Below are 22,126 nucleotides of genomic sequence, written 5' to 3'. Positions count from 1 at the left end.
GGCAGTGTGACGAGGGTCCGGAAAGCCCCCGTGCGGCGGCGTATGCGGCGGCGCCCCTTTCCTTCCGGGGCGCCATCCGGGAAAATACGCGGCCGTATTGCGTGAAAAAGGCGCAATCGCTCCATCTCCCCACTCCCGTGCGAGTCGTTCGCGGCCGCGCGCTTTTCTCACGAGTTTTTCCCGTTCGCTCGAGGTATCGAATGAATTTCCACGAGTACCAGGCCAAAGAACTGTTCGCGAAGTACGGCATCGCCGTGCCCCCGGGCAAGGTCGCCAACTCTCCCGACGCCGCCGTCGACGCCGCCAAGCACCTGGGCGGTTCGCAGTGGATGGTCAAGGCCCAGATCCATGCCGGCGGTCGCGGCAAGGCCGGTGGCGTCAAGTTCTGCCGTAGCCTGGACGACGTCCATGCCGCCGCCAAGGGCATGCTCGGCACCCAGATGGAAACCTACCAGTCGGCCGGCCGCGCGCTGCCGGTGAACCTGGTGCTGGTGACCGACGCGACCGACATCGCGAAGGAACTCTACCTCTCGATCCTCACCGATCGTGACACCAAGGCCATCTCGTTCATCGCCTCCAAGCACGGCGGCGTCGACATCGAGCAGGTCGCTCACGATACCCCCGAAGACATCCACACCCTCGTGGTGGACTACGTCGAAGGCCTGCAGCCGTACCAGGCGCGCGAACTCGCGTTCAAGATGGGCCTGGAAGGCAAGCAGGTGAACCAGCTGGTCAAGATCATGCTGGGCCTCTACAAGCTCTTCAACGAGAAGGATCTCGCCCTGGTCGAGCTGAACCCGCTGGCGATCCTCGCCGACGGCAACCTCGCCGCCCTCGACGGCAAGGTCAACTCCGACGACAACGCCGAGTTCCGTCATCCGGACCTCGCCGCCATGCGCGACCTCACGCAGGAAGACGCCGCCGAAGCGGCCGCCGTCCAGCACAACCTCAACTACGTGACCATGGACGGCTCGATCGGCTGCATGGTGAACGGCGCGGGCCTGGCCATGGCCACCATGGACGTCATCAAGCTGGCGGGCGGCGAGCCGGCCAACTTCCTCGACGTCGGCGGCGGCGCCACCAAGGAGCGCGTCACCGAGGCGTTCAAGCTCATCCTGTCGTCCGACAAGGTCAAGGCCATCCTGGTCAACATCTTCGGCGGCATCGTGCGTTGCGACCTCATCGCCGAGGGCATCATCGCCGCGGTGAAGGAAGTGGGCCTGAAGATCCCCGTGGTCGTGCGCCTGCAGGGCACCAATGTCGAGCAGGGCCGCGAACTGCTGGCCAACTCGGGCCTGGCGATCACGCCGGCCGACGATCTCAACGATGCGGCCCAGAAGGCCGTGGCCGCCGCGGCCTGAGGAGCGAAAGCAACATGAGCGTCCTGATCAACAAGAACACCAAGGTCATCGTGCAGGGCTTCACCGGCCAGCAGGGTACCTTCCACGCCCAGCAGGCGATCGACTACGGCACCCAGATCGTGGGTGGCGTCACCCCGGGCAAGGGCGGTTCCGAGCACATCGGCAAGCCGGTCTTCAACACCGTGCGCGACGCCGTCGACCAGACCAAGGCCGACGCCTCGGTCATCTTCGTGCCGCCCCCGTTCGCGGCCGACTCGATCCTCGAAGCGATCAACGGCGGCATCAAGGTCATCGTGGCCATCACCGAGGGCATCCCGGTGCTCGACATGATGCGCGTGAAGAACGTGCTCAAGTCGCACCCCGACGTCGTCCTCGTCGGTCCGAACTGCCCCGGCGTCATCACCCCGGGCGAATGCAAGATCGGCATCATGCCGGGCCACATCCACAAGCCGGGCAAGGTCGGCATCGTGTCGCGCTCGGGCACGCTGACCTATGAAGCCGTGTTCCAGACCACCAATGAAGGCCTGGGCCAGTCCACCTGCATCGGCATCGGCGGCGATCCGATCAACGGCCTGAACTTCATCGACTGCCTGAAGCTCTTCCAGGACGATCCGCAGACCGAAGGCATCATCATGGTCGGCGAAATCGGCGGCAGCGCCGAGGAAGACGCGGCCGAGTTCATCGGCCAGTACGTCAAGAAGCCGGTCGTGTCGTTCATCGCCGGCGCCTCGGCCCCTCCGGGCAAGCGCATGGGCCATGCCGGCGCCATCATCTCCGGCGGCAAGGGCACGGCGGCGGCGAAGTTCGCCGCGCTGGAGAAGGCGGGCGTCACCACGGTGAAGTCCCCGGCCGATCTCGGCAAGACCCTCGCGGGCCTGATGAAGTAAGCCGTTCGTTCCGGTTCGCCGGTACGAAGAAAAAGCCGCGGCCTCCGGGCCGCGGTTTTTTTTGTCCTCGCGATGACGAAGCCGTTACCCGTCGACGACCACCCGTTCGTGGAACGGCACGTCCACGCCGACGATCACGTGGCCGCGGATGCGTCGCCGATTCTCCTTGGTATACGCGTGGTATTTCGATCGCTGGCCGAACGAGTACGGATGCATGGTGCTCTCGCACCACCAGCCGCCACGATAGAGGACGGCGCCGTCTTCATGTTCGGCAACCGGCAGGTGGCGTATCTCGCGGGCAACGACACGATACGAGCCGTCGCGCGATGCGATGCACGTGAACGGGGCGGGCCACGACCTGCGCCTTCGCGATTGGACGTCCAATCGGAAGTTTCAAAGGAAACATGAGGCGCATCACGATGAATTCGTTTGGACGCCTAAATGCTTGACACGGCGTCGGCAAGGTGTGCTAGCTTTGACGCATAGCAGCATGTGCCGAAGGGGTTCATCATGCGCCACTCCAACGTTGCCGGCGTCTCCCGCTGGGCTTTCGCGCCTTGCGCGCGATGTACGCACTCGCATTGACGACGTGATGTCGGGCGCTCGAGCGCCCCTCGTCTAGCCGACCGATTCCACGAACCGGCGCCTTTCCGGCGCAACGGGCGTCCATGCCCGCGCGACCGTCACCCTCGCATTCGCCACGTCCACACGTGGCGCGGTGAGGGTCGTCGCCCACACCGTGCACTTAGGAGCTCCATGCTTTCCTTCCGACGATCGATCCTTGCGGCTTCGCTGCTTGCCGCCCTTTCTCCCGCCGCGTTTGCCCAATCAACCACCGGTTCGATCTATGGCCAGGTCGATGGAGGGCGAGGCGATGTCGTTCGCGTGACGAGCGATACCGGCGTAACCCGCGAGGTGCCCGTCGATGAGCGCGGTCGCTACAGTGCGGCCCAGCTTCCCCTGGGCACCTACGCCGTGGCGCTGGTGCATGAGGGGGCGGTGACGAAATCGCGCGACGACGTGACGTTGCGCGTGGGATCGGGCGTGGAGGTATCGTTCGTCGCGGCGGAGGCGACGGACCTCGGCGGAGTAGACGTGCGGGCGAACGCGTTGCCGTCCATCGACGTGTCCACGGTGGATTCGCGCACCGTCGTCACTTCGCAACAGCTGGCCAAGTTGCCGCTGGGCCGCAGTTCCGAAGCCATCGCGCTGCTCGCCCCCGGCGCCGTGAACAACAGTGGCAGCTACACCAGCGCCACGGGCAATTCGTTGGTGTCGTTCGGCGGTTCGGCGGCGAGCGAAAACGCCTACTACGTCAACGGATTCAATACCACCGATCCCTTGCGTGGCTTCGGAGGCATCTCGCTGCCGTATGGCGCGATCGAACAGGAGGAGGTTTTCACCGGCGGCTACAGCGCGCAGTACGGGCGTTCCGACGGTGGCGTGATCAACGTCGTGGGCAAGCGTGGCACCAACGAGTGGCATGCGGGGGCGCAGCTCATATGGGAGCCGAACGGACTGCGCGCCGACGGAAAGAACAGCTATTACACCAACGGCCTGCCGCCGCAGCCGGTGGCGGGTCGCCTGTTCCAATTGAATTCCGCAAGCACGCGCACGTCCACCACGGCGAGCCTCTACGGCGGCGGCCCGTTGGTGAAGGACAAGCTCTACATCTTCGCGGCCGCGGAAGTGGAGCGGCAGACGGGCGCGGTCGCCAACGACGTGACGCAGGCCACCCCATACCGCTCGTACCGCTATCAGCTGCCACGTTGGTACACCAAGCTCGACTGGAACATCAACGACAGCAACATCGTCGAAGTGACCGGTGCCTCGGACAAGACCGAACGCTCGGGAACGATCTATTCCTACGATTATGCCGACGGCCACCGCGGCCCGCGCCTGTCCGGCGCCAATAACGAGAAGTTCGGCGGAGACGTCTACACGGCCAAGTACACCGGCTACCTCACCGACAACCTCACGATCAGCGCGCAGTACGGCAAGATGCGCACGAACAATTACGTCTCGCCGTCCGGTTACGACGAAAACGCGGTCTACATCGACGATGCGCAGTTCCAGAACCCGGCGTTGACCGGGGGTGTTCCGCGAACCTCGGGCCAGACGGTGACCTCGCTGTCCAATCCCGGTCGACGCAACGAGACGACCAACACCCGCTTCGACGTGCACTACACGTTGGGCGACCACGCCATCACGCTGGGCATCGACAACCAGCAGGCCCGCGCCTTCGACCAGGGCACGGCCACGTCGGGACCCGGTTATTCGTGGGATTACCAGCAGGGCGACCCCGCGTTGCCGATCTCCACCGGTCTCGGGGTGGACGCGCCGGGCAACTATCCCGGCGGCGAGGAAGGCTATTACGTGATACGCGGCGTCTCGTCGAGCCTCGCGACGGTGCGTTCGAGCCAGCGTGCGCAGTACGTGGAGGACGCGTGGCAGGTGTCCGACCGCTGGCTGCTCACGTTGGGCCTGCGCAACGACCAGTTCACCAACTACAACGCCAACGGCGACCAGTACATCAAGCAGACGTCGCCGCAATGGGCGCCGCGCCTCGGCTTCAGCTGGGACGTGAACGGCGACGCGAGCTTCAAGGTGTATGGCAATGCCGGACGCTATTACCTCGCGCTGCCGTTGAATCCCGCGCTCAACGCCGCCGGCGGCGCATTGAGCACGTCGCAGTACTTCACTTACCAGGGTATCGCGCCGGATGGCCAGCCGACGGGATTGACGGCCATCGCGCCCGGCGTACCCGTGTCGGCCAACAATAACTTCGGCCAGCTTCCCGATCCGAAGACCGTCGCGGCCCGTGGCATGAAGCCGGAAAACCAGGACGAATACATCCTCGGCTTCACCAAGACCTTCGGCCCGGAGTGGATCTACGGGGCCAAGCTCACCTATCGCAAGCTGCGCAATGCCATCGACGACTACTGCGACATCCAGCGCATCGTCGAGAAGGGACAGTCGCTCGGGCTGAACATCGATACGGCGCAGGCCAACAGCTGCTACCTGTTCAATCCCGGCCAGGCGAACACGTTCGTGTTGCTCGATACCGCCGGCAACCACGTCGACGTGCCGATCACCAACGGCGAGTTGGGTTTCGACCGTCTCAAGCGCTCCTACTACAGCCTGGAGCTGCTGCTCGAGCATCCGTTCGACGGTACGTGGTATGCCCGGGCCAACTACGTGTTCTCGCGCAGCTATGGCAATACGGAAGGCCAGCTTCGTTCCGACCTCAACCAGACGGCGGCGTCCACGAGCGAGGATTGGGACAACGCCTACATCATGGAGCACACCAACGGTCCGCAGAGCAACGACCACACGCATCAGTTCAAGCTGTTCGGGTACTGGCAGATCGCGCCCGAGTGGTTGGTGTCGGGCAACGTGAGCATCGTCTCCGGTACGCCGCGTCACTGCCTGGGCTACTACGGTCCGGATCACGAGGATCCGGGTAAGTACGGTGGCCATTACCACTATTGCGATGGCGAACCGTCGCCGCCGGGTACGCAGGGGCGCACGCCCTGGATCCGTCAGATCGATCTCGGCGTGAGCTGGCGGCCGGGCTTCGCCGAAGGAAAGCTCGCCTTCAACGCCAATGTGTTCAATGTGCTCAACGAACAGCGGGCATTGCAGCAGTATCCGTACTCGGAAGCGGGACCGGGCCTGCCCGAGCCGCAGTTCGGCGTGATCACGCAGCGGCAGGCACCGAGGTATGGGCGGTTGAGCGTGTCTTACGACTTCTAGAAACCGATCCGACGTCTCGCGACACCCGGACTCCAGGCCCAGGGTTCCTGCGCAAGCGGGAACCCTGGGCGATAAGCTCGAGCGGGCGGAGGGGTCATAGTCGCGAAGGGGAAAGCATGTCCCGCGTGATCCCCGCATCCGCCAGGTGCGCTGGCAGCTCCCGCCCCAACACCAGCATCGCGCATGCCTCGCCCATCGCCGCACTGGTCTGGATGCCGTAGCCACCCTGCGCCGCCAGCCAGAAAAACCCTGGCGTATCCGCCGCATAGCCACCGACCAGGTCGCCGTCGGCGACGAAGCTACGCAATCCCGCCCACGTACGCGTGGGCCGGTGAATCGACATCGTGGTGGCTTGCTCGATGCGATGGATGCCGAGGGCGATGTCGTATTCCTCCGGTTGCACGTCGTGCGGATGCGTGGGGTCGGCGTTGGCGGCCGAGCCCAGCAAGAGGCCCGCATCGGGCTTGAAGTAGAACGATTCGTCGACATCCACCACGAAAGGCCAGCCTGCCGTGGCGACGTTCGCGGGCGGTTCGAAGAGGAACGCCGAGCGGCGTCGGGGCACCAGGCCGATCGGCGTCACGCCGGCCAGCGACGCCACGCCATCCGCCCATGCCCCCGCGGCGTTCACGACGATCGCCGCCCGGATATCGTCGTCGATCCTCCAGCCGTGCCCGTCGCGCTCGATCGAGCGCACCTCGGCATGCATGCGGAGGTGCGCGCCTCGTGCTTTCGCGCCGCGAAGGAAGGCCTGGTGCAGCTCGTTCACGTCGATGTCCGCGGCGTCCGGCTCCCATAGCCCGAGGCAGGCGGCCTCCGGGCGAAGCACAGGAACGTGGGCAAGGATATCTTCCCGGTCGAGCAGGGCCAGGGATGGCGTACGCATGCGCAAGCGTCGATGGTTCTCGCGCAATGCGTCGGCCTGGTCCTCCCGTGCCACCACCAACGAGCCCCGGCGATGCAGGATCGGCTGTGCGGCGAAACCCTCCGGTGGACACGACAGGAACGGACGCGTGGCCCGGGTCAGCGCGCGAACCTGGGCCGAACCGTAGGTTTCGCTGAAGTGGGCCGCCGAGCGTCCCGTGGTGTGCATGCCCGCAAACGCCTCGCGCTCCAGGACGAGCACGCGGGCGTGCGGCGCGAGGAAATACGCGATCGACGCGCCGGCGATCCCGGCACCGATGACGACGACGTCATGGGTGCTCATGGGACGGGGAGGTTCCAGGCATCCCGCAGGCGGGCGTATTCGTCTTTCGGAAGCAGCACGAAGACGGGTTTCTTGCTGGGATCGAGCCAGGCCAGCAGGCGTTCCATCGCGCCGTCCGTCATCGCCGTGCAGCCGACGGTCGGCGAGGTGGGCGACTTCCACAGGTGGGCGAAGATGCAGCTGCCCGCACCCTTCTTGCCGTCGGCGTTGTGTTCGATGACGAAGCCGATCCGGTAGGCGCGGTCGCCGTTGAAGTGCAGGTCGCGGCGCATCGCCTCGGTGGCGCCGGCCACGGCTTTCGGGCCGACCTCGGCTTCGTCCACCAACTGGTTGTAGTAGGGCGAACCGTCGACGTCCACGCAGTAATCCGAGGCCTTGAGTCCCATGTAAGGCATGGCCGTGGGATGGGTCTCGGCATAGCCGAAGGCCGTGCCGATCCGGAACACGCCCGCAGGGCTGCGTCCATCGCCCTCGCGCTTTTGCGGGCCGTCCGTCTGCGCCGGGCTGAGTCCCCGGCCCCACGCGCTGCCCGCCTTGCCGATGGTGACGTCGGTGGCCGTGCCTTCCGCCTTCCAGCGGGTACCGTCGCGCACATAGGTGCGCAGGATGCCGTGGTCGGCGTTCCAGCCATCGGTGGTGACGACGATCATCTGCCTCGACACGGACCACGCCACGGGCGCCTCGTAGGCGAGGGCGCCGGTGGACAGCGACAGGGCGAGCAGGCCGGTGAGGCGGAAGGCGCGCATGGGCATGGGAGGATTCCGGTCAGGGTTCGAATAGCCGGTGGATGCGATCGAGGGCGTCCACGTAACGCTGGTGCCGGCCCCCGTCGCCTTCGCACAAATGGACGAAGACGCGATCCATCAGCTGCTGCACGGTCGACTGGTAGATCAGCGACTGCACGTAGGAGGCATCGTCGTGCGCGGCGACCACGAGCGAAAGGTCGGCCACCGCGCGAAGCGGGTTGGCGGTGTGCCGCGTGACGCTCACCACGCGACCGCGCCGCTCGCGGAAGTGGCGGGCGACCTTGGTCAGCAGGGGGTGCCGGCCGTGTTCGGAGAACACGACCAGCACGTCGCCGGCACCGGCCAAACCGACCTGTGCCGCCATGCCGCCGACGTCGTGCTGGCGCATGGCGACGATACCCAAGAGCGACAGGCGCAGCGCGAACGAGTGCGCGTGCAGGTCGTCTTCGCCCAGGCCGATGAGGAATACCTTGCCGGCGGCACCGATCGCGTCGGCGGCATGGGCGATGACGTCCGGCGGATTGATCGATCCGGTGGCTTCTTCCGCCCGCGTCTTTCGCTCCCAGAGCATCGCGCCCACCGCGTCGCCGGCATGCCCGGCATCGGGTGCTTCACCGTCGTCGGCGCGGCCGATGGCCTCGCCGACGGAGTACTTGAGGTCGGGATAGCCACGAAAGCCCAGCTTCTGGGTGAATTTCACGACGCTCGACTGGCTGATGCCCAGCGCGTTCGCGAGTTGCTGAGACGAGTAGTCCCGCAGCAACTGGGCGTTTTCCAGCACGAAATCGGCGATGCGCCGCTCCACCGCCGACATGCGGTCGCGTTCGGAGCGGATCTTCACCAGAGGAGACATGGTCGCTTCCTAAAGGGCTTCCAGGCCGCGGATTTCGCGGATGCCGAGACCGGGGGCGTCGGTGATGGAGATTTCCGACTCGTTGAAGGTGACCCCGCCGTCCACCGGATCGTAGGCGCACAGCGAGGGACCGTCGAGGTCCACCTTGGTGATGACGTCGGCCTTGGCGACGGCCACGTGCACGGCGGCAGCCACGCTGATGCTCGATTCGAGCATGCAGCCGATCATGCAGTCGATGCCGTGCAGGCCGGCGATGTCGGCGATGCGGATGGCGTTGGAGATGCCGCCGGTCTTCATCAGCTTGATGTTGATGATGTCCGCCGCGCGCATGCGGATGAGTTCCATCACTTCCAGTGGGCCGAACACGCTCTCGTCGGCCATCACCGGCGTATGCACGCGCTCGGTGACGTAGCGCATGCCTTCCAGGTCGCGCGCCTTCACCGGCTGTTCGACCAGTTCCAGGCGCACGCCGGCGTCTTCCAGCGCGTGCAACGCATAGACGGCCTCTTTCGCCGTCCAGCCCTGGTTGGCGTCGAGGCGGAGCAGGGCGCGATTCTCCACGGCGGCATGGATGGCGCGCACGCGTTCGATGTCCACGCCGATGTCCTTGCCAACCTTGATCTTCAGCGATTCGAAACCGCGCTCCACGGCGGATACCGAATCGGCCACCATCTTGTCGATGTAGTCGACGCTGATGGTGATGTCGGTGGTGATCACCGGATCGCCGCCGCCGAGCAGCTTGTAGAGCGGCGCGCCGTAGAGCTGGCCCCAGAGGTCGTAGACGGCGATCTCGACGGCGGCCTTGGCGCTGGTGTTGCGTTCCATCGCGCCCTGGATCAGGCGCGTGAGGCGGTTGAGGTCGGCCACGTCCTGCCCGACGATGCGCGGGGCGATGTAGTGGCGGATGGCATCGAGCACGGAGCCGTGCGTGTCGCCGGTGATGACCGCCGTGGCCGGGGCTTCGCCGTAGCCGATGCGGCCATCGTCGGTATGCACCATCACGACGATGTCTTCCACGGTGTCGACGGTGCGCAGGGCGGTCTTGAAGGCGGTCTTGAGCGGCACGCGGAGCATGCCGAAGCGGATGTCGGTGATCTTCATGGAATGGGCCGTTTAGCGGATGCGGACGATGCTGGTCATGCGGTCGACGAAGGTGGCGTCGCCGTCGAACATCATCGGCAGGAGGGGCGTGACGGACACCGCGTTGAGCTTCACGTGGCGCAGGCTCCCGTCGTCCCGCCGGTAGCTCATGCCGCCCACATCGTGGATCACGTAGGGCTGGCCGTCGATCTTGCCGATCACCATCATCACGTGGCCGGGGATGTAGACGAGGTCGCCCACCTCCAACGCCATCGCCGCCTTCACGCGGGCGTCGTGGTCGTCCTTGTCCGTGTACACGGTGTGTTCCAGGCCCGGGCTGATGCTCTGGTCGCGCGTGTTGCGCGGCATCTGCACGCCCATGCTCCGGTACACGTCGGAGACGAAGCCGCTGCAGTCGCGGCCGTTGTAGGCATGGCCCCAACCGTACCGCTCGCCGAGGAACTTGAACGCCTGGCGGATGACGTTCGCCCGCGTGAGCGGCAGGTAGTCCGCCGACGAGTCCGCGTTGCGCTGGAGCAGGGCGGGATGGAACGACAGGTCGCCGTTCGCGTCGCGCACGGGCAGGCTGAGCGTCCACGAGGTGTACGCGGTCTGCCCGTTCACCGGTTGGTCCGGCGGCACCGAGGTATCCAGCGGCACGCGCGTGCCCATGTCCAGTTGCAGTTCGGAAAGCGCGGGTACCTCGGGCGTGTAGACGGTGTCGGGTTTCGCGCCGGTGATCACCCGGTAGGGCGTGGCGTCCACGTGCGCGAAGATCGCCTTCGCGTCGCCGTAGGCGACGTCGTCGGCATGCGTCCACGCGGCATAGCGCGGGCTCACCACGAAGAGCCAGTGGCCGTCGCGGCTCGCGTGAACCACCACGAGCGGGTCGCCGGGGAACAACGTGCTTTCCTGGAAGCGGTCGATGTCGGTATCGCCCGCGTGGCTGAACACGCGAAGATCGGTGGGATAACCGCGCAGGGCGCTGCGGCGCACGGCCATGCCGTAACGTGGCGTCACCTCGGCGGGTACGGCGTCGAGGGCGGCGTTCGCCATGATGCCGTCGACGGTGGCCGCGGGTACCGGCTTGCCTTCGATGTCGAACAGGGGTTTCGACGGCGCCCTGGTGAGCTTTTCGATCCAGCCCTTCACCTGTTCGCGCGGCAACGTCGCGCCGAAGTGGCGGATGTCATGCATGGACGGATCGAGCCGGGCCACCTTGCCGTTGAGCGCGGCGATGGCGCGTGCGTCGAGCACCACGGCGTCGGCGTCCGGCAGCCGGCTCACCCAGTACGAGGGGTCCAACTGCGCGTCGGTGACGCCGAGCACTCCTGAAGGCGGCAGGCTCGTTTCGCCGATACGATCGGCTCCCACCCCTTCGGCGGGAAGGGTGCTACCGGAAGGGGTGGGAGCCGATCGTATCGGCGAAGGGGCTTGCGAGTGCGCCTTGGCCGACGCGAGCGCCAAGGCCGCCACCAGCAGGGTGGTGCGAAGCATGTTCATACCGAGGTCCATGTCAGGAAGCCAGCGACGACAGCACGGAGGCCACGAGCAAGCCGAAGCCCGTGCCGAGGATATAACCGAGCAGGGCCAGCAGGATGCCAACAGGCACCAGCGAGCGGGAATACGTGGCGGCCAGTACGGGCGTGGCGGCGACGCCGCCGATGTGGGCGAGCGAGGAAATGCCGCAAAGGTAAAGGTCGAAGTGGAACAGGCGCGCGAACAGGCACAGGAAGACCGCGTGCGTGGCGATGACGGTGACGCCGCACACGAGGTACAGCGGCGCCGCGGCGATACCGGCGAAACTGCTCTGCGACGCCAGCACCGCCACGACCGAGATCAGCAGCGCGCTCGACACGGCCTGCGCGCCGGGCAGGCTTGCCAGCGGCGTATGCGCGGCGACGAGCCCCGCGGCGGTGGCGATGAGGATGGTCCAGGTGGTCGCCGAGACCATGTTGCCTATCGGCATCAAGCTGCCCAGCACCGTGGACAGGGCGGCCACGCCCACGGCGATGCCCAGCCAGAGCAGCACGCTGTCGCCGGTGGCCGGTGCCCGCGTCGCGGTCTGCGCCACCGCCATGTCCGCACTCGACTTCGCTCGCGTCCAGCGGTTGAACGCCGGCGCGAGGCGGGCGACGGAGAACAGCACCACCACCCACATCGAATAGCACAGGGCATCGGTGAGCAACGACGTGGCCAGTGACGTATCGGCCATGCCGATGGCCTGCTTCACCGCGATCATGTTCGCGGTGCCGCCCATCCAGCTTCCCGAGAGCGCGGCCAGCGGCTTCCAGCCGTCGCCGGGCATCCAGTGGCGGAAGAGGAGAAAGGTGACGACGAAGGCGGCGAACAGGCTCACCGCGGTGCAGGCGAAGACGCCCAGCACGCGTGGACCCAGGGCGAGGATCGCGCGCAGGTCGCAGTTGATCATCAGCAGGAAAAGCAGGGCGGGCACCATGCGGGTCACCAGCATGTCCTGCGCCGCGTGGATTTCCGGCGTGGCCGTCCACGTCCCGGCGACCGACAGTGCCGTGACGGTGAGATAGGTGAGCACGATGGGAGGGAGCACCTCGAACACCTTCCAGCCGAAGCGGCGTTCGATCGCGGGCCAGAAACCCGCCGCAAGCAGCATCACGGCCAAGTAAGGCCAAACCGACTGGATCACGCGTCCCCCTCCGGGTGGTGTCGCCACGGCGTCCAGGAATATCTATTCCTGACGAGTTGCGATGAAGCATAAATTATTGACCGGCGTTTGCAAGCATGTTACACAGCCAGGACGCACGACCCACCCACCACGGTTCGACGGGGATACCGAACGGTGAAAGCGGCCATCCGACCAGCGATCTTCCGCCATGCGTTTTTCGCGTGTTCGATGTTGCTCGCACTCCCGGCGTCCGGACAGGGTCCGCACTCACCCTCCGCTAGTGACCTCCCTGCGGAGGGGCGGGAGCGGACCCTGTCCGCGATTCCTGCAAAGCAAAGCGTCGCTGTCGCAGGAGTGGCAGCCGATCGCCCCGGCGATACCAGCCTGCCCAGCTCGCCATGGCCCGAACCGATCGCGAGCGACATCGATGCCGGCCACTTCAGGACCGCCGAATCCGCCATCGCCAAGGCCCTCGCCCAACCGGGCCTCGACGATACCCGGCGAGCCGCGCTGCTCTTCCAGCGCGAACGCATGCGCCGCATCCTGCTCGACTTCACCTTGGACGCCGATGCGGTGAAGACGCGCCTGCGCAAGGCGATTCCCGATCTCACCGACGCCGAATTCGCGCGCTGGGACGCCGCGGGGCTGCTCGAGAAGCAGGTCGTCGACGGCCGCACGCTGTATTTCAATCGCGCTCCGGGCAACCTGTTCCGCATCAGCGCGGAGGCCCGGGCGCGACGGAAGGATCCCAAGCCGTTCGACGACGGTCCCAACGAAATCCTCAACGACCATCATCGCGCGATCCGCGCCGAGGCCTTGCGCACGGGCAAGGTCAACGTGTTGCCCATGCGCGAGCGGGTGACGCAGACGCTCACCGTGCACCCCGATGCGGTGCCGGCCGGCGAGACGATCCGTGCCTGGATTCCCTATCCGCAGGACATCCCGGGCCAGCAGGACGACATCCGTCTCGTCGGCAGCGAACCGGTCAAGGCCGAGGTCGCACCGGCATCCACCGCGCAACGCACGGCCTATCTGGAAAAGAAAGCCGAGGCAGGCAAGCCCACCGTCTTCTCGGTGACCTACGAGGTGACCCTGCGCGGCCGTTACGTCGACATCGATCCGGCGAAGGTGAAACGCGTGCCGATCACGCCCGACCTCGCGCCCTATGTGGCCGAGCGCGCACCGCACGTGGTCTTTACCGACGACATGCGCGCGTTCTCGAAGAACGTGGTGGGCGAGGAGACCAACCCCTACCGCATCGCGCAAAAGCTCTTCGCCGCCGTCGACGACATCCCCTGGGCCGGCGCACGCGAATACTCCACGATCTCCAACATCGGCGACTACACGCTGCACGCCGGCCACGGCGACTGCGGCGAGCAGACGTTGCTGCTCATCACGCTGCTTCGCCTCAACGGCATACCGGCGCGCTGGCAGTCGGGATGGATCTTCTCCGACGACCGTTACGACAATATCCACGACTGGGGCCAGCTCTATCTCGCGCCCTACGGCTGGGTGCCGATGGACGTGACGTTCGGACGTCTGGCGCCCGGCGCGCACGCCAGGCCGGGCGACGACCGCCTGGCGTGGTTCTACCTCGGCGGCCTGGACGCCTACCGCATCGCGTTCAACGACGACTTCTCGCAGCCGCTGGTACCGGCCAAGACGTTCTTCCGTTCGGAGACGGTCGATTCGCAGCGCGGCGAGGCCGAATGGAAGGGCGGCAACCTTTATTTCGACCAGTGGGACTACGACTTCCGCTGGCAGCGCCTGGACATGCCGCAGGGGGGCGGCCCGGCGCGCTGACGGCGGCGAACACAACCCGTTACATCATCTTATGGGAGTGGGGAGATGGGGGAGATCAGCACGCGGCGCATGCCGCGCCACGCCGCGCTTTGCATGGCGATCTGCATGGGCCTGACGATGGGTGGCGCCGCGCATGCGGCCAATACCGACGGTTCGATCGTGGGTCGCACGCGGCCGGGTGCCAGCGTCACGGTGCGCGATCCGTCGACGGGGCTGACCCGCACGGTGACCGCCGACCGCGACGGAAACTACCGTTTTCCCTTCCTTCCCATCGGTCACTACACGCTGGACAGCCGTCTCGACGGCCAACCGGTCGGCGAGACCGCCCAGGTCAACGTGAGCCTGGGTAACGCCACCACGGTGAACCTCGTGGACCGTTCGAAGGCGACCACCGAACTCGAAGGCGTGCAGGTGAGCGCGCCGGTGGTGATATCGGCCGTGGACGTCAGCTCCACCGAAACCGCCACCAACATCAGCCGCGAGGAAATTCGCCGTCTGCCGGTGGACCAGAACGTACAGGCCGTGGCCCTGCTGGCGCCGGGCGTGAACAAGGGCAACGCGGGCTTCGGCGGCATCTCGTTCGGCGGTTCGTCGGTGGCGGAAAACTCGTTCTACGTGAACGGCCTGAACGTCACCGATTTCTATAACCGCAACGGCTTCTCCCAGGCTCCCTTCGCCTTCTACCAGGAGTTCCAGGTGAAGACCGGCGGCTACTCGGTGGAGTTCGGCCGCACCACCGGCGGCGTGGTCAACGCGGTCACGCGTTCGGGCACCAACGAGTTCAAGGCCGGTGCCGAGATGACCTTCGAACCCAGCGCCTGGCAGGCGGCCGCGAAGAACCGCTACTGGGACGGCGAGCGGTATATCACCTCGTCGGAAGACCGCTACTCGCGCACCAAGATGAACGTGTACGCGTCGGGTCCCATCGTGAAGGACAAGCTGTTCTTCTTCGCGATGTACGAGGCGCGGGGTTACACGCCGCAGAACACCGACAACGCGGGCACCGTGCTCACCCAGAACGACACCGACTCCGGCTTCTGGGGCGCGAAGGTCGACTGGCACATCAACGACAAGAACCTGCTCGAGTTCATGGCCTTCTCCGACAAGGACAAGAACGTGGGCAAGGTCTACAGCTACGACTACGACACCGATACGCTCGGCAACAAGAACGACGAGATCTACAGCGACACGGGCGGCCGCAACTGGGCGGGTACCTTCACCAGCTACCTGGTGGACAACCTGTCGATGAAACTCATGTACGGCCGCAACGAGCGCGAGTCGTTCACGCGCGGCCAGTCCGACCTCGACTGCAATCCCGTCGCGCGAGCCACCGGCGTCGCCGGCCCCGGCGTGCCGCTGGGATGCAGCACGAGCACGGCGGTGGAAAAACGCAACGACACGCGCAAGCAGTCGCGCGCGGACTTCGAGTGGGCGCTGGGCGACCACGTCGTGCGTTTCGGCTACGACCATGAAATCGACACCTCGGACTACTCGCGCCATTATCCCGGGCCGGGGGCGTTCTACTACAACATCTATCCGACCACGCCGGGATCCACCATCGAGAACGGCGGCGTGGTGCCCGGCGGGTACGATGCCTACGTCCGTGCCCGCCGCTACGAGATCGCCGGCACGTTCGAGACCACCAACAGCGCCTACTACGTCGAGGACAACTGGAACATCACGCCCGATGTCCTGCTCAACGTGGGCCTGCGCCGCGACGCCTTCGACAACAAGACCGGCGAGGGCCGCAGCTACATCAAGATGGACAACATGATCGCGCCGCGCCTGGGCTTCTCCTGGGACGTGATGAGCGACGGCACCATGAAGGTCTTCGGCAACCTCGGCCGTTATTACCTGCCGGTCGCCAACGTGATCAACATCAAGCAGGCCGGCGGCCTGCTCGACGAGCGCACCTACTACGGCTTCGACGGCTACCGGATCCTCGACCGCAACGGTTCGTCCTATGCGGTGCCCATCCTGGGGCCGCAGATCGGCGGCGTGGATACGTCGCAAGGCAACGGCACGGTGGGCGACCTGCGTTCCGAAGTCGACAAGCACATGGACTCGGTCTACCAGGACGAAGCCATCCTCGGCTTCCAGCAGGCCATCTCCGATACGTGGTCGTGGGGCGTGAGCGGCACCTATCGCAAGCTGCACGACGCCATCGACGACATGAACATCACGGCCACGCCGCAGTGTGGCCCCGCGGGCAAGATCGGCTACGTGATGGCCAATCCCGGACGCAACGTCACCGTATGGGGCGATACCGACTGCGACGGCGTGGCCGACGGTTACCTCACCATCGACACCTCGAAAGAGGGCTGGGCGCTCTACGACGCGTCGGGCAACTACCTCGGCCAACGCGGCTGGAAGAAGCCCAAGCGCACGTTCGCCTCGATGGAATTCCAGCTCGACCGCGCATGGGACGACAAGTGGATGTTCAACGCCTCGTACGTGCTGTCGTGGAATCGTGGCAATGCCGAGGGGCCGGTGAATTCCGACACCAATTTCGACGACACCGGCCGCACGGAAAACTTCGACGATCCCTGGGTGAACCTCTCCAGCGGCTACCTGCCGAACGACCATCGCCACCAGTTCAAGCTGCGCGGCACGTACGCGATCAGCAAGCAGTGGCAGGTGGGCGCGAACCTCACGGCGCTCTCGGGAAGCCCGATCACCGGATACGGCGTGGGCAATCCCTACGACAGGACCGTGTACCACAGCTATTTCATCTGCGTGGAGAACTGCACCGATCCGGTGTCGGAGAACCGGGTCTACAGGGCGTCGCCGCGCGGTGCGTCGCGCACGCCATGGACGTTCGACCTGGGCGCCAGCATCACCTACCTGTTGCCTCTGGACGAAAAGAACAACCTGCGCGTTAAGCTGGCGGTCTACAACCTGCTCAACCAGCAGCGCACGTTGGGCGTCGACCAGGACCTGCAGACCTCGGTCGGCGGGCTCAACCCGACCTACCTGCAGCCCCAGCGGTTCCAGTCGCCGCGGTTCGGGCAGTTGACGGTATCGATCGATTTTTGATCCTTGGGCGCATCGGTGCCGCTGCGATAGACTTCGTCGCACCGGCGCAGGCCGGTGCCTACGGCGAGGCCCCAGGGTGTCGCGAGGACGATCCATGACGATGCATATCCGCCTTTTCCTCTTCGTCGCGCTTGCCCTCGATGCGAGCGCGGCGGAAACGCCGCCCGTGTCCCCCGCCCGCACGGCGGCCGAGGCGGGTCTGACCGACGTGCGCTCGCTCGTGCCGGACATCGACGAGGACATGCGCTACGCGGGCGCGCACAATTTCACCGGCGCACCGGTCGACGGGTACCGGGCACCGAAGTGCTTCCTTCGCACCGCCGCCGCGAAGGCGCTCGCCGCCGTCGACGCCGATCTGCGCGGCGAGGGTTACCGGCTTCGCGTATGGGATTGCTATCGGCCGGCCCGCGCCGTCGCGGCATTCGTTCGGTGGGCGGGCGATCTGTCGGACGTGCGCACGAAGGCGGCGCACTACCCGAACCTCGGCAAGGACAAGCTGCTGGGCGAATACATCGCCCCGGTATCCGGGCACAGCCGTGGCGCCACGGTGGACCTCACGCTGATGCGTTGCGATGCGGGGCATTGCGTGCCGCTGGACATGGGGACGGATTTCGATTTCTTCGATCCACTGGCGCATACCGACGATCCGCGCATCACGGCGCCGCAGCGCGCGAACCGGCAACGGCTGAAGCGGGCGATGGAGGCGCGTGGCTTCGTCAACTATCCGGCGGAGTGGTGGCATTACTCGCTGCCGTCGGCGGTAGCGTCGACGATCTTCGACGTGCCCGTGGAGTGACCCTGCCAGGTCCACTGTTGGTCATTCCTGCGCACGCAGGAATCCAGCGCCACCAGGTGGGTTTTCGCGAGGCGGCCTCCTACGACAAGCCGATGGAACGTCGTCGTGAAGGTCGTGAACCGGGGCGCTGGGTTCCTGTTTTCACAGGAACGACGGTGCGGGGGTGCGGCGGCGCTCGAAGCGACTTGGCGCCGCTTCCGAAGCGGCTCCCATGGCGTCCGCGCGGTATCATGGGCGATCCCCGCGACCGCACGGATCCCCCATGTCCATCTTTCGCTTCGCCCTGGCCCAGTACGATTTCCCGGTCGGTGCCACGGCCGGCAACGCACTGAAGGTCAAGGCATTGGCGACCGAGGCGCGCGACCGCCTCGGCGCCTCGCTCATCGCCTTTCCCGAACTCACCCTGTCGGGTTACCCGCCCGAAGATCTCCTCCAGCGACCGAGCTTCCTCGCTTCCTGCGCGCGCGAACTCGAGGAGCTCGCTCCGTCCATCGACGGCATTTCGGCGGTGGTCGGGCATCCGGATACGCGGGGCGAGGTGTACAACGCCGCCTCGCTGATCCGCGAACGCCAGGTCGAGTGGACGTACCACAAGCAGGCGCTGCCCAACTACACGGTGTTCGACGAGAAGCGCTACTTCCGTCCCGGCGACACCACTCGCGTCTTCACCATCGAAGGCGTGCGGGTGGGCATGCTCATTTGCGAAGACATCTGGGAAGCCGAACCGGCCGCCCACGCGGCGCAGTCGGGTGCCGAGCTCATCCTGGTGATCAACGCCTCGCCCTACGACAGGCGCCAGGCGGCTACCCGCGAGGCGCTGCTGCGCCAGCGTGCCGTCGACAACGGCGTCGCCATCGCCTACGTGAACCTCGTGGGAGGGCAGGACGACCTCCTGTTCGACGGGCATTCGTTGCTGGTGCAGCCCGACGGCGGCATCGCCGCGCGCGCTCCGTCGTTCGAGGACATGCTGCTGGCCGTCGACTACGACACGCAGACGAAGCGCCTCGCGGCGGTCGACTGGCCGGCGGATCGTCCGACCTCGAGCGAAGCCGTCATGTACGCCGGCCTCGTGCGCGGCGTGCGCGACTACGTGGGCAAGAACGGCTTTTCCGGCGTGCTGCTCGGCTTGTCCGGCGGCATCGACTCCGCCTTGACCCTCGCCATCGCGGTGGATGCGCTGGGCAAGGACAAGGTCACCGCCGTGATGATGCCTACCGAGTACACCTCCGACCTCTCCCTGCGCGAGGCCAAGGCCCAGGCGGAGCACCTGGGCGTGGAGTACCACGTGCTGCCGATCGAGGGCATCTACCAGGCCTTCGCCGGCACGCTGGCGCCCGTATTCGACGGGCGCTCGCCGGACATCACCGAAGAGAACCTGCAATCGCGCGCGCGCGGCGTGCTGCTCATGGCCATGTCGAACAAGACCGGCCGCCTGCTGCTCTCCACGGGCAACAAGAGCGAGATGGCGGTGGGCTACGCCACCCTCTATGGCGACATGTGCGGCGCCTATGCGCCCCTGAAGGATGTCTACAAGACCGTGGTGTACGGCCTCTCGCGCTGGCGGGCCGCCATCGACGGGGCTATTCCCGATGCGGTGATCGAGCGTCCGCCCTCGGCCGAACTGCGCCACGACCAGACCGACCAGGATTCGCTGCCGCCTTACGACGATCTGGATGCCATCCTCGAGCACTTCATCGAAGGGGAGGCCTCGGCCGAGGACATCATCGCTGCCGGCCACGAAGACGCCACGGTACGCCGGGTGATCCGCCTGGTGTTCATCAACGAGTTCAAGCGCCGCCAGGCGGCACCGGGGCCGCGGGTGACGACCAAGGCGTTCGGGCGGGAACGGCGCTACCCGATCACCTCGGGCTGGCGCTGAGCGGAGAGCCGTGGTGGGAGCGGACCCTGTCCGCGAACCCTCGAACTCGCACCGGGCGAACGAGGCATTGCGATGATCGGGCGGGGTTTTTACCGCTCCCCGGCATGAATGCATGGCCTCATTCGACATGGGCCGCCTGAGGGTTCGCGGACAGGGTCCGCTCCCACACAAGAAAAAAGCCGGCTTTCGCCGGCTTTTTTCTTAGTGGTGACCCGAGAAGGGAATCGCCTTCCTCAGCGTCGACGGGTGGTGCGGCCACTCCGGATCGGTGAGGTAGGGGTGGTCCGGGTAGTTCAGGGCCAGCACCTGGCGGGTCTGGTCGGCCAGCGGCTTGCGGTCGAGGGCCAGGTAGCTGCGGGTGAGGATCGCCAGGGCGTCGGCGGTTTCCGGCGACTGCTGGTAGTGCTCGATCACGTACTGGGCGCGGTTGGCCGAGGCGATGTACGACTTGGTGCGCAGGTAGTACTCGGCCACGTTCACCTCGAAGCGAGCCAGCTGGTTGCGCAGGAAGATCATGCGCTGGCGGGCGTCGGTGGCATAGGCGCTGTTCGGATAACGACGGGTCAGCTGGCTGAAATCGTCGAACGCGGTCAGGTTGAAACCCTGGTCGCGGCGCGTGGAGGCATCGGAGCTGCGGTTGAAATAGCGCTCGATGAAACCGCCCGTACGGTCGAAATTGATCAGGCCGCGCAGGTAATAGGCATAATCTGCGTGCTTGTGGGTCGGAAACGTCTTGATGAAGCGGTTGATCGTGGAGTACGCGTCGTCCGGCTTGTTGTCCTTGTATTGCGCGTAGGCCAGCTCGATCTGGGCCTGCTCGTTGATGTCGCCGGACGGGAAGCGCGCGATCAGGCGCTGATAGGCCTTTTCCGCGGCGGCATAGTCGGCGTGCTCGAGCGACTCGTGGGCGTTGGCGTACAGCCGCTCGACCGGCATGGTGTCGATCGTTTCCTTCTTGCTGCGAAACATCGAGCAGGCGCTCATCGACAGGGCGAGGAGGAGCAGAATGGTGATCTTGGTTGCACGCATTGAGAGAGTTCGGATGCTTGAGCGAAAGGGCATGATAGCCGAAACCGGCCGCCGGCCGGGCGAGGTGGTATGACGACGAAGGTAAGGCACGAGGCCACGGTCCCCGTGGCGGCGGCGGGACGGCGTTTCGACCAGTCCCTGGCCGAGATGTTCCCCGACTATTCCCGATCCCGGCTCACGGCCTGGATCAAGGAGGGCAAGGTGCTGCTCGACGGCGCCCCCGTGGCGCCCCGGCACCTGGTAAGGGGCAACGAGACGGTGGTGCTGGAGGCGGAGCTGGAGGCCGAGGTCCACGCCCAGCCGGAGGACATCGCCCTGAACATCCTCCACGAGGATGCCGACCTGATGGTGATCGAGAAGCCCGTGGGGCTGGTCGTGCACCCGGGCGCGGGCAACCCGGCCGGCACGATGCTGAACGCGCTGCTGCACCACGACCCCGCGCTGGCCGGGCTGCCGCGTGGCGGCATCGTGCACCGCCTGGACAAGGACACCTCGGGCCTGATGGTGGTGGCCCGGTCCATCGCCGCGCAGACCGCGCTGGTGGCGATGCTGTCGCGGCACGACGTGCACCGCCAGTATGAGGCGGTGGTGCTGGGCACGATGGTGGCTGGCGGCACGGTGGACGAGCCCATCGGCCGCCACCAGCACGATCGCCTCAAGCAGGGCGTGCGCGACGTGGAGATGGGCGGCAAGGAGGCGGTCACGCATTACCGCGTGCGCGAGCGTTTCCGCGCCCACAGCGTGCTCCAGTGCAACCTGGAGACCGGCCGCACCCATCAGATCCGCGTGCACATGGCCCATATCGGCCATCCGCTGGTCGGCGACCCGCTCTACGGCAACGGCCTGCGCCTGCCGCGCGGGGCCAGCCAGACGCTGATCGACGCCCTGCGCGGTTTCCGCCGGCAGGCCCTGCACGCCGAGAAGCTGGCGTTCGAGCATCCGGTCACCGGGGAATACCTGGAATTCGATTCCCCCCGCCCGCCGGAGCAGGAGGCGCTGATCGAGGCCCTGCGCGCCGATACGCTCGAGCATCCGATCGAGGATTGACC

Annotated in this window: 16 protein-coding genes; 8 read left to right on the top strand and 8 right to left on the bottom strand. The window is 66.2% G+C overall.

Features of this window, described 5'->3' with window-relative positions:
- The first annotated feature begins 200 nt into the window (after positions 1-200).
- Together sucC and sucD are read left to right on the top strand one after the other, a co-directional pair.
- Positions 201-1,361, top strand: coding sequence for an ADP-forming succinate--CoA ligase subunit beta (gene sucC, locus L2Y94_RS17475; RefSeq protein WP_247370121.1), 1,161 nt, complete (start codon positions 201-203; stop codon positions 1,359-1,361).
- A 14-nt stretch (positions 1,362-1,375) separates the two neighbouring features.
- Positions 1,376-2,248 (top strand): succinate--CoA ligase subunit alpha, encoded by an 873-nt coding sequence (gene sucD, locus L2Y94_RS17470; protein ID WP_247370118.1) that lies wholly within the window; start codon positions 1,376-1,378, stop codon positions 2,246-2,248.
- Positions 2,249-2,332: 84 nt separating this feature from the next.
- Here sucD and L2Y94_RS21290 read toward each other — a convergent pair whose 3' ends face one another.
- Positions 2,333-2,464, bottom strand: coding sequence for a hypothetical protein (locus L2Y94_RS21290; protein WP_256452144.1), 132 nt, complete (start codon positions 2,462-2,464; stop codon positions 2,333-2,335).
- 540 nt (positions 2,465-3,004) lie between these two features.
- On the opposite strand from L2Y94_RS21290, the gene L2Y94_RS17465 reads away from it, so the two are divergent.
- Positions 3,005-6,004 (top strand): TonB-dependent receptor, encoded by a 3,000-nt coding sequence (locus L2Y94_RS17465; protein ID WP_247370115.1) that lies wholly within the window; start codon positions 3,005-3,007, stop codon positions 6,002-6,004.
- Positions 6,005-6,098: 94 nt separating this feature from the next.
- On the opposite strand, the gene L2Y94_RS17460 is transcribed toward L2Y94_RS17465, so the two are convergent.
- The 6 genes from L2Y94_RS17460 to L2Y94_RS17435 are packed head-to-tail and all read right to left on the bottom strand — an operon-like array spanning position 6,099 to position 12,555.
- Positions 6,099-7,211 (bottom strand): NAD(P)/FAD-dependent oxidoreductase, encoded by a 1,113-nt coding sequence (locus tag L2Y94_RS17460; protein WP_247370113.1) that lies wholly within the window; start codon positions 7,209-7,211, stop codon positions 6,099-6,101.
- Positions 7,208-7,957, bottom strand: coding sequence for a L,D-transpeptidase family protein (locus L2Y94_RS17455; protein ID WP_247375307.1), 750 nt, complete (start codon positions 7,955-7,957; stop codon positions 7,208-7,210). Before L2Y94_RS17455 ends, L2Y94_RS17460 begins: the two co-directional genes overlap by 4 nt.
- Positions 7,958-7,976: 19 nt before the next feature.
- A complete protein-coding gene (locus tag L2Y94_RS17450) occupies positions 7,977-8,810 on the bottom strand; it encodes a MurR/RpiR family transcriptional regulator (protein WP_247370110.1) in 834 nt (277 codons plus the stop codon).
- A 9-nt stretch (positions 8,811-8,819) separates the two neighbouring features.
- Positions 8,820-9,911: a dipeptide epimerase gene (locus tag L2Y94_RS17445; RefSeq protein ID WP_247370107.1), complete on the bottom strand. Its 1,092-nt coding sequence runs from the start codon at positions 9,909-9,911 to the stop codon at positions 8,820-8,822.
- 12 nt (positions 9,912-9,923) lie between these two features.
- On the bottom strand, positions 9,924-11,387 hold the full coding sequence (locus L2Y94_RS17440; RefSeq protein ID WP_425602474.1) for a C40 family peptidase: 1,464 nt from the start codon (positions 11,385-11,387) through the stop codon (positions 9,924-9,926).
- Between the two features lie 19 nt (positions 11,388-11,406).
- Positions 11,407-12,555: a DUF819 family protein gene (locus tag L2Y94_RS17435; RefSeq protein ID WP_247370103.1), complete on the bottom strand. Its 1,149-nt coding sequence runs from the start codon at positions 12,553-12,555 to the stop codon at positions 11,407-11,409.
- Between the two features lie 333 nt (positions 12,556-12,888).
- Between L2Y94_RS17435 and L2Y94_RS17430 the strand changes: the two genes are divergently transcribed.
- The 4 genes from L2Y94_RS17430 (at position 12,889) to L2Y94_RS17415 (ending at position 20,048) form a co-directional block, all read left to right on the top strand.
- Positions 12,889-14,337 (top strand): transglutaminase-like domain-containing protein, encoded by a 1,449-nt coding sequence (locus L2Y94_RS17430; protein ID WP_247370100.1) that lies wholly within the window; start codon positions 12,889-12,891, stop codon positions 14,335-14,337.
- Positions 14,338-14,382: 45 nt separating this feature from the next.
- Positions 14,383-17,373 carry a TonB-dependent receptor gene (locus L2Y94_RS17425; protein ID WP_425602411.1) on the top strand — a complete coding sequence of 997 codons (2,991 nt, stop codon included), beginning with the start codon at positions 14,383-14,385 and terminating at the stop codon, positions 17,371-17,373.
- Between the two features lie 94 nt (positions 17,374-17,467).
- Entirely contained in the window at positions 17,468-18,169 is a 702-nt protein-coding gene (locus L2Y94_RS17420) for a M15 family metallopeptidase (RefSeq protein WP_247370098.1), read from the top strand.
- A gap of 262 nt (positions 18,170-18,431) precedes the next feature.
- Positions 18,432-20,048 carry an NAD+ synthase gene (locus L2Y94_RS17415; protein WP_247370095.1) on the top strand — a complete coding sequence of 539 codons (1,617 nt, stop codon included), beginning with the start codon at positions 18,432-18,434 and terminating at the stop codon, positions 20,046-20,048.
- 201 nt (positions 20,049-20,249) lie between these two features.
- Here L2Y94_RS17415 and L2Y94_RS17410 read toward each other — a convergent pair whose 3' ends face one another.
- Entirely contained in the window at positions 20,250-21,077 is an 828-nt protein-coding gene (locus tag L2Y94_RS17410) for an outer membrane protein assembly factor BamD (RefSeq protein ID WP_247370076.1), read from the bottom strand.
- Positions 21,078-21,146: 69 nt separating this feature from the next.
- On the opposite strand from L2Y94_RS17410, the gene rluD reads away from it, so the two are divergent.
- Positions 21,147-22,124 carry a 23S rRNA pseudouridine(1911/1915/1917) synthase RluD gene (gene rluD / locus L2Y94_RS17405; protein ID WP_247370073.1) on the top strand — a complete coding sequence of 326 codons (978 nt, stop codon included), beginning with the start codon at positions 21,147-21,149 and terminating at the stop codon, positions 22,122-22,124.
- The last annotated feature ends 2 nt before the right edge of the window (positions 22,125-22,126 follow it).

Source organism: Luteibacter aegosomatis, from assembly GCF_023078455.1.
Taxonomy (GTDB): domain Bacteria; phylum Pseudomonadota; class Gammaproteobacteria; order Xanthomonadales; family Rhodanobacteraceae; genus Luteibacter; species Luteibacter aegosomatis.
The sequence above is the reverse complement of the archived record's forward strand: the minus strand, read 5'-3'. Positions and strand labels throughout refer to the sequence as shown.

Coding starts and splice junctions, on each gene's coding strand:
- sucC (WP_247370121.1), top strand. CDS start 201: ATGAATTTCCACGAGTACCAGGCCAAAGAACTGTTCGCGAAGTACGGC.
- sucD (WP_247370118.1), top strand. CDS start 1,376: ATGAGCGTCCTGATCAACAAGAACACCAAGGTCATCGTGCAGGGCTTC.
- L2Y94_RS21290 (WP_256452144.1), bottom strand. CDS start 2,464: ATGCATCCGTACTCGTTCGGCCAGCGATCGAAATACCACGCGTATACC.
- L2Y94_RS17465 (WP_247370115.1), top strand. CDS start 3,005: ATGCTTTCCTTCCGACGATCGATCCTTGCGGCTTCGCTGCTTGCCGCC.
- L2Y94_RS17460 (WP_247370113.1), bottom strand. CDS start 7,211: ATGAGCACCCATGACGTCGTCGTCATCGGTGCCGGGATCGCCGGCGCG.
- L2Y94_RS17455 (WP_247375307.1), bottom strand. CDS start 7,957: ATGCGCGCCTTCCGCCTCACCGGCCTGCTCGCCCTGTCGCTGTCCACC.
- L2Y94_RS17450 (WP_247370110.1), bottom strand. CDS start 8,810: ATGTCTCCTCTGGTGAAGATCCGCTCCGAACGCGACCGCATGTCGGCG.
- L2Y94_RS17445 (WP_247370107.1), bottom strand. CDS start 9,911: ATGAAGATCACCGACATCCGCTTCGGCATGCTCCGCGTGCCGCTCAAG.
- L2Y94_RS17440 (WP_425602474.1), bottom strand. CDS start 11,387: ATGCTTCGCACCACCCTGCTGGTGGCGGCCTTGGCGCTCGCGTCGGCC.
- L2Y94_RS17425 (WP_425602411.1), top strand. CDS start 14,383: ATGGGGGAGATCAGCACGCGGCGCATGCCGCGCCACGCCGCGCTTTGC.
- L2Y94_RS17420 (WP_247370098.1), top strand. CDS start 17,468: ATGACGATGCATATCCGCCTTTTCCTCTTCGTCGCGCTTGCCCTCGAT.
- L2Y94_RS17415 (WP_247370095.1), top strand. CDS start 18,432: ATGTCCATCTTTCGCTTCGCCCTGGCCCAGTACGATTTCCCGGTCGGT.
- L2Y94_RS17410 (WP_247370076.1), bottom strand. CDS start 21,077: ATGCGTGCAACCAAGATCACCATTCTGCTCCTCCTCGCCCTGTCGATG.
- rluD (WP_247370073.1), top strand. CDS start 21,147: ATGACGACGAAGGTAAGGCACGAGGCCACGGTCCCCGTGGCGGCGGCG.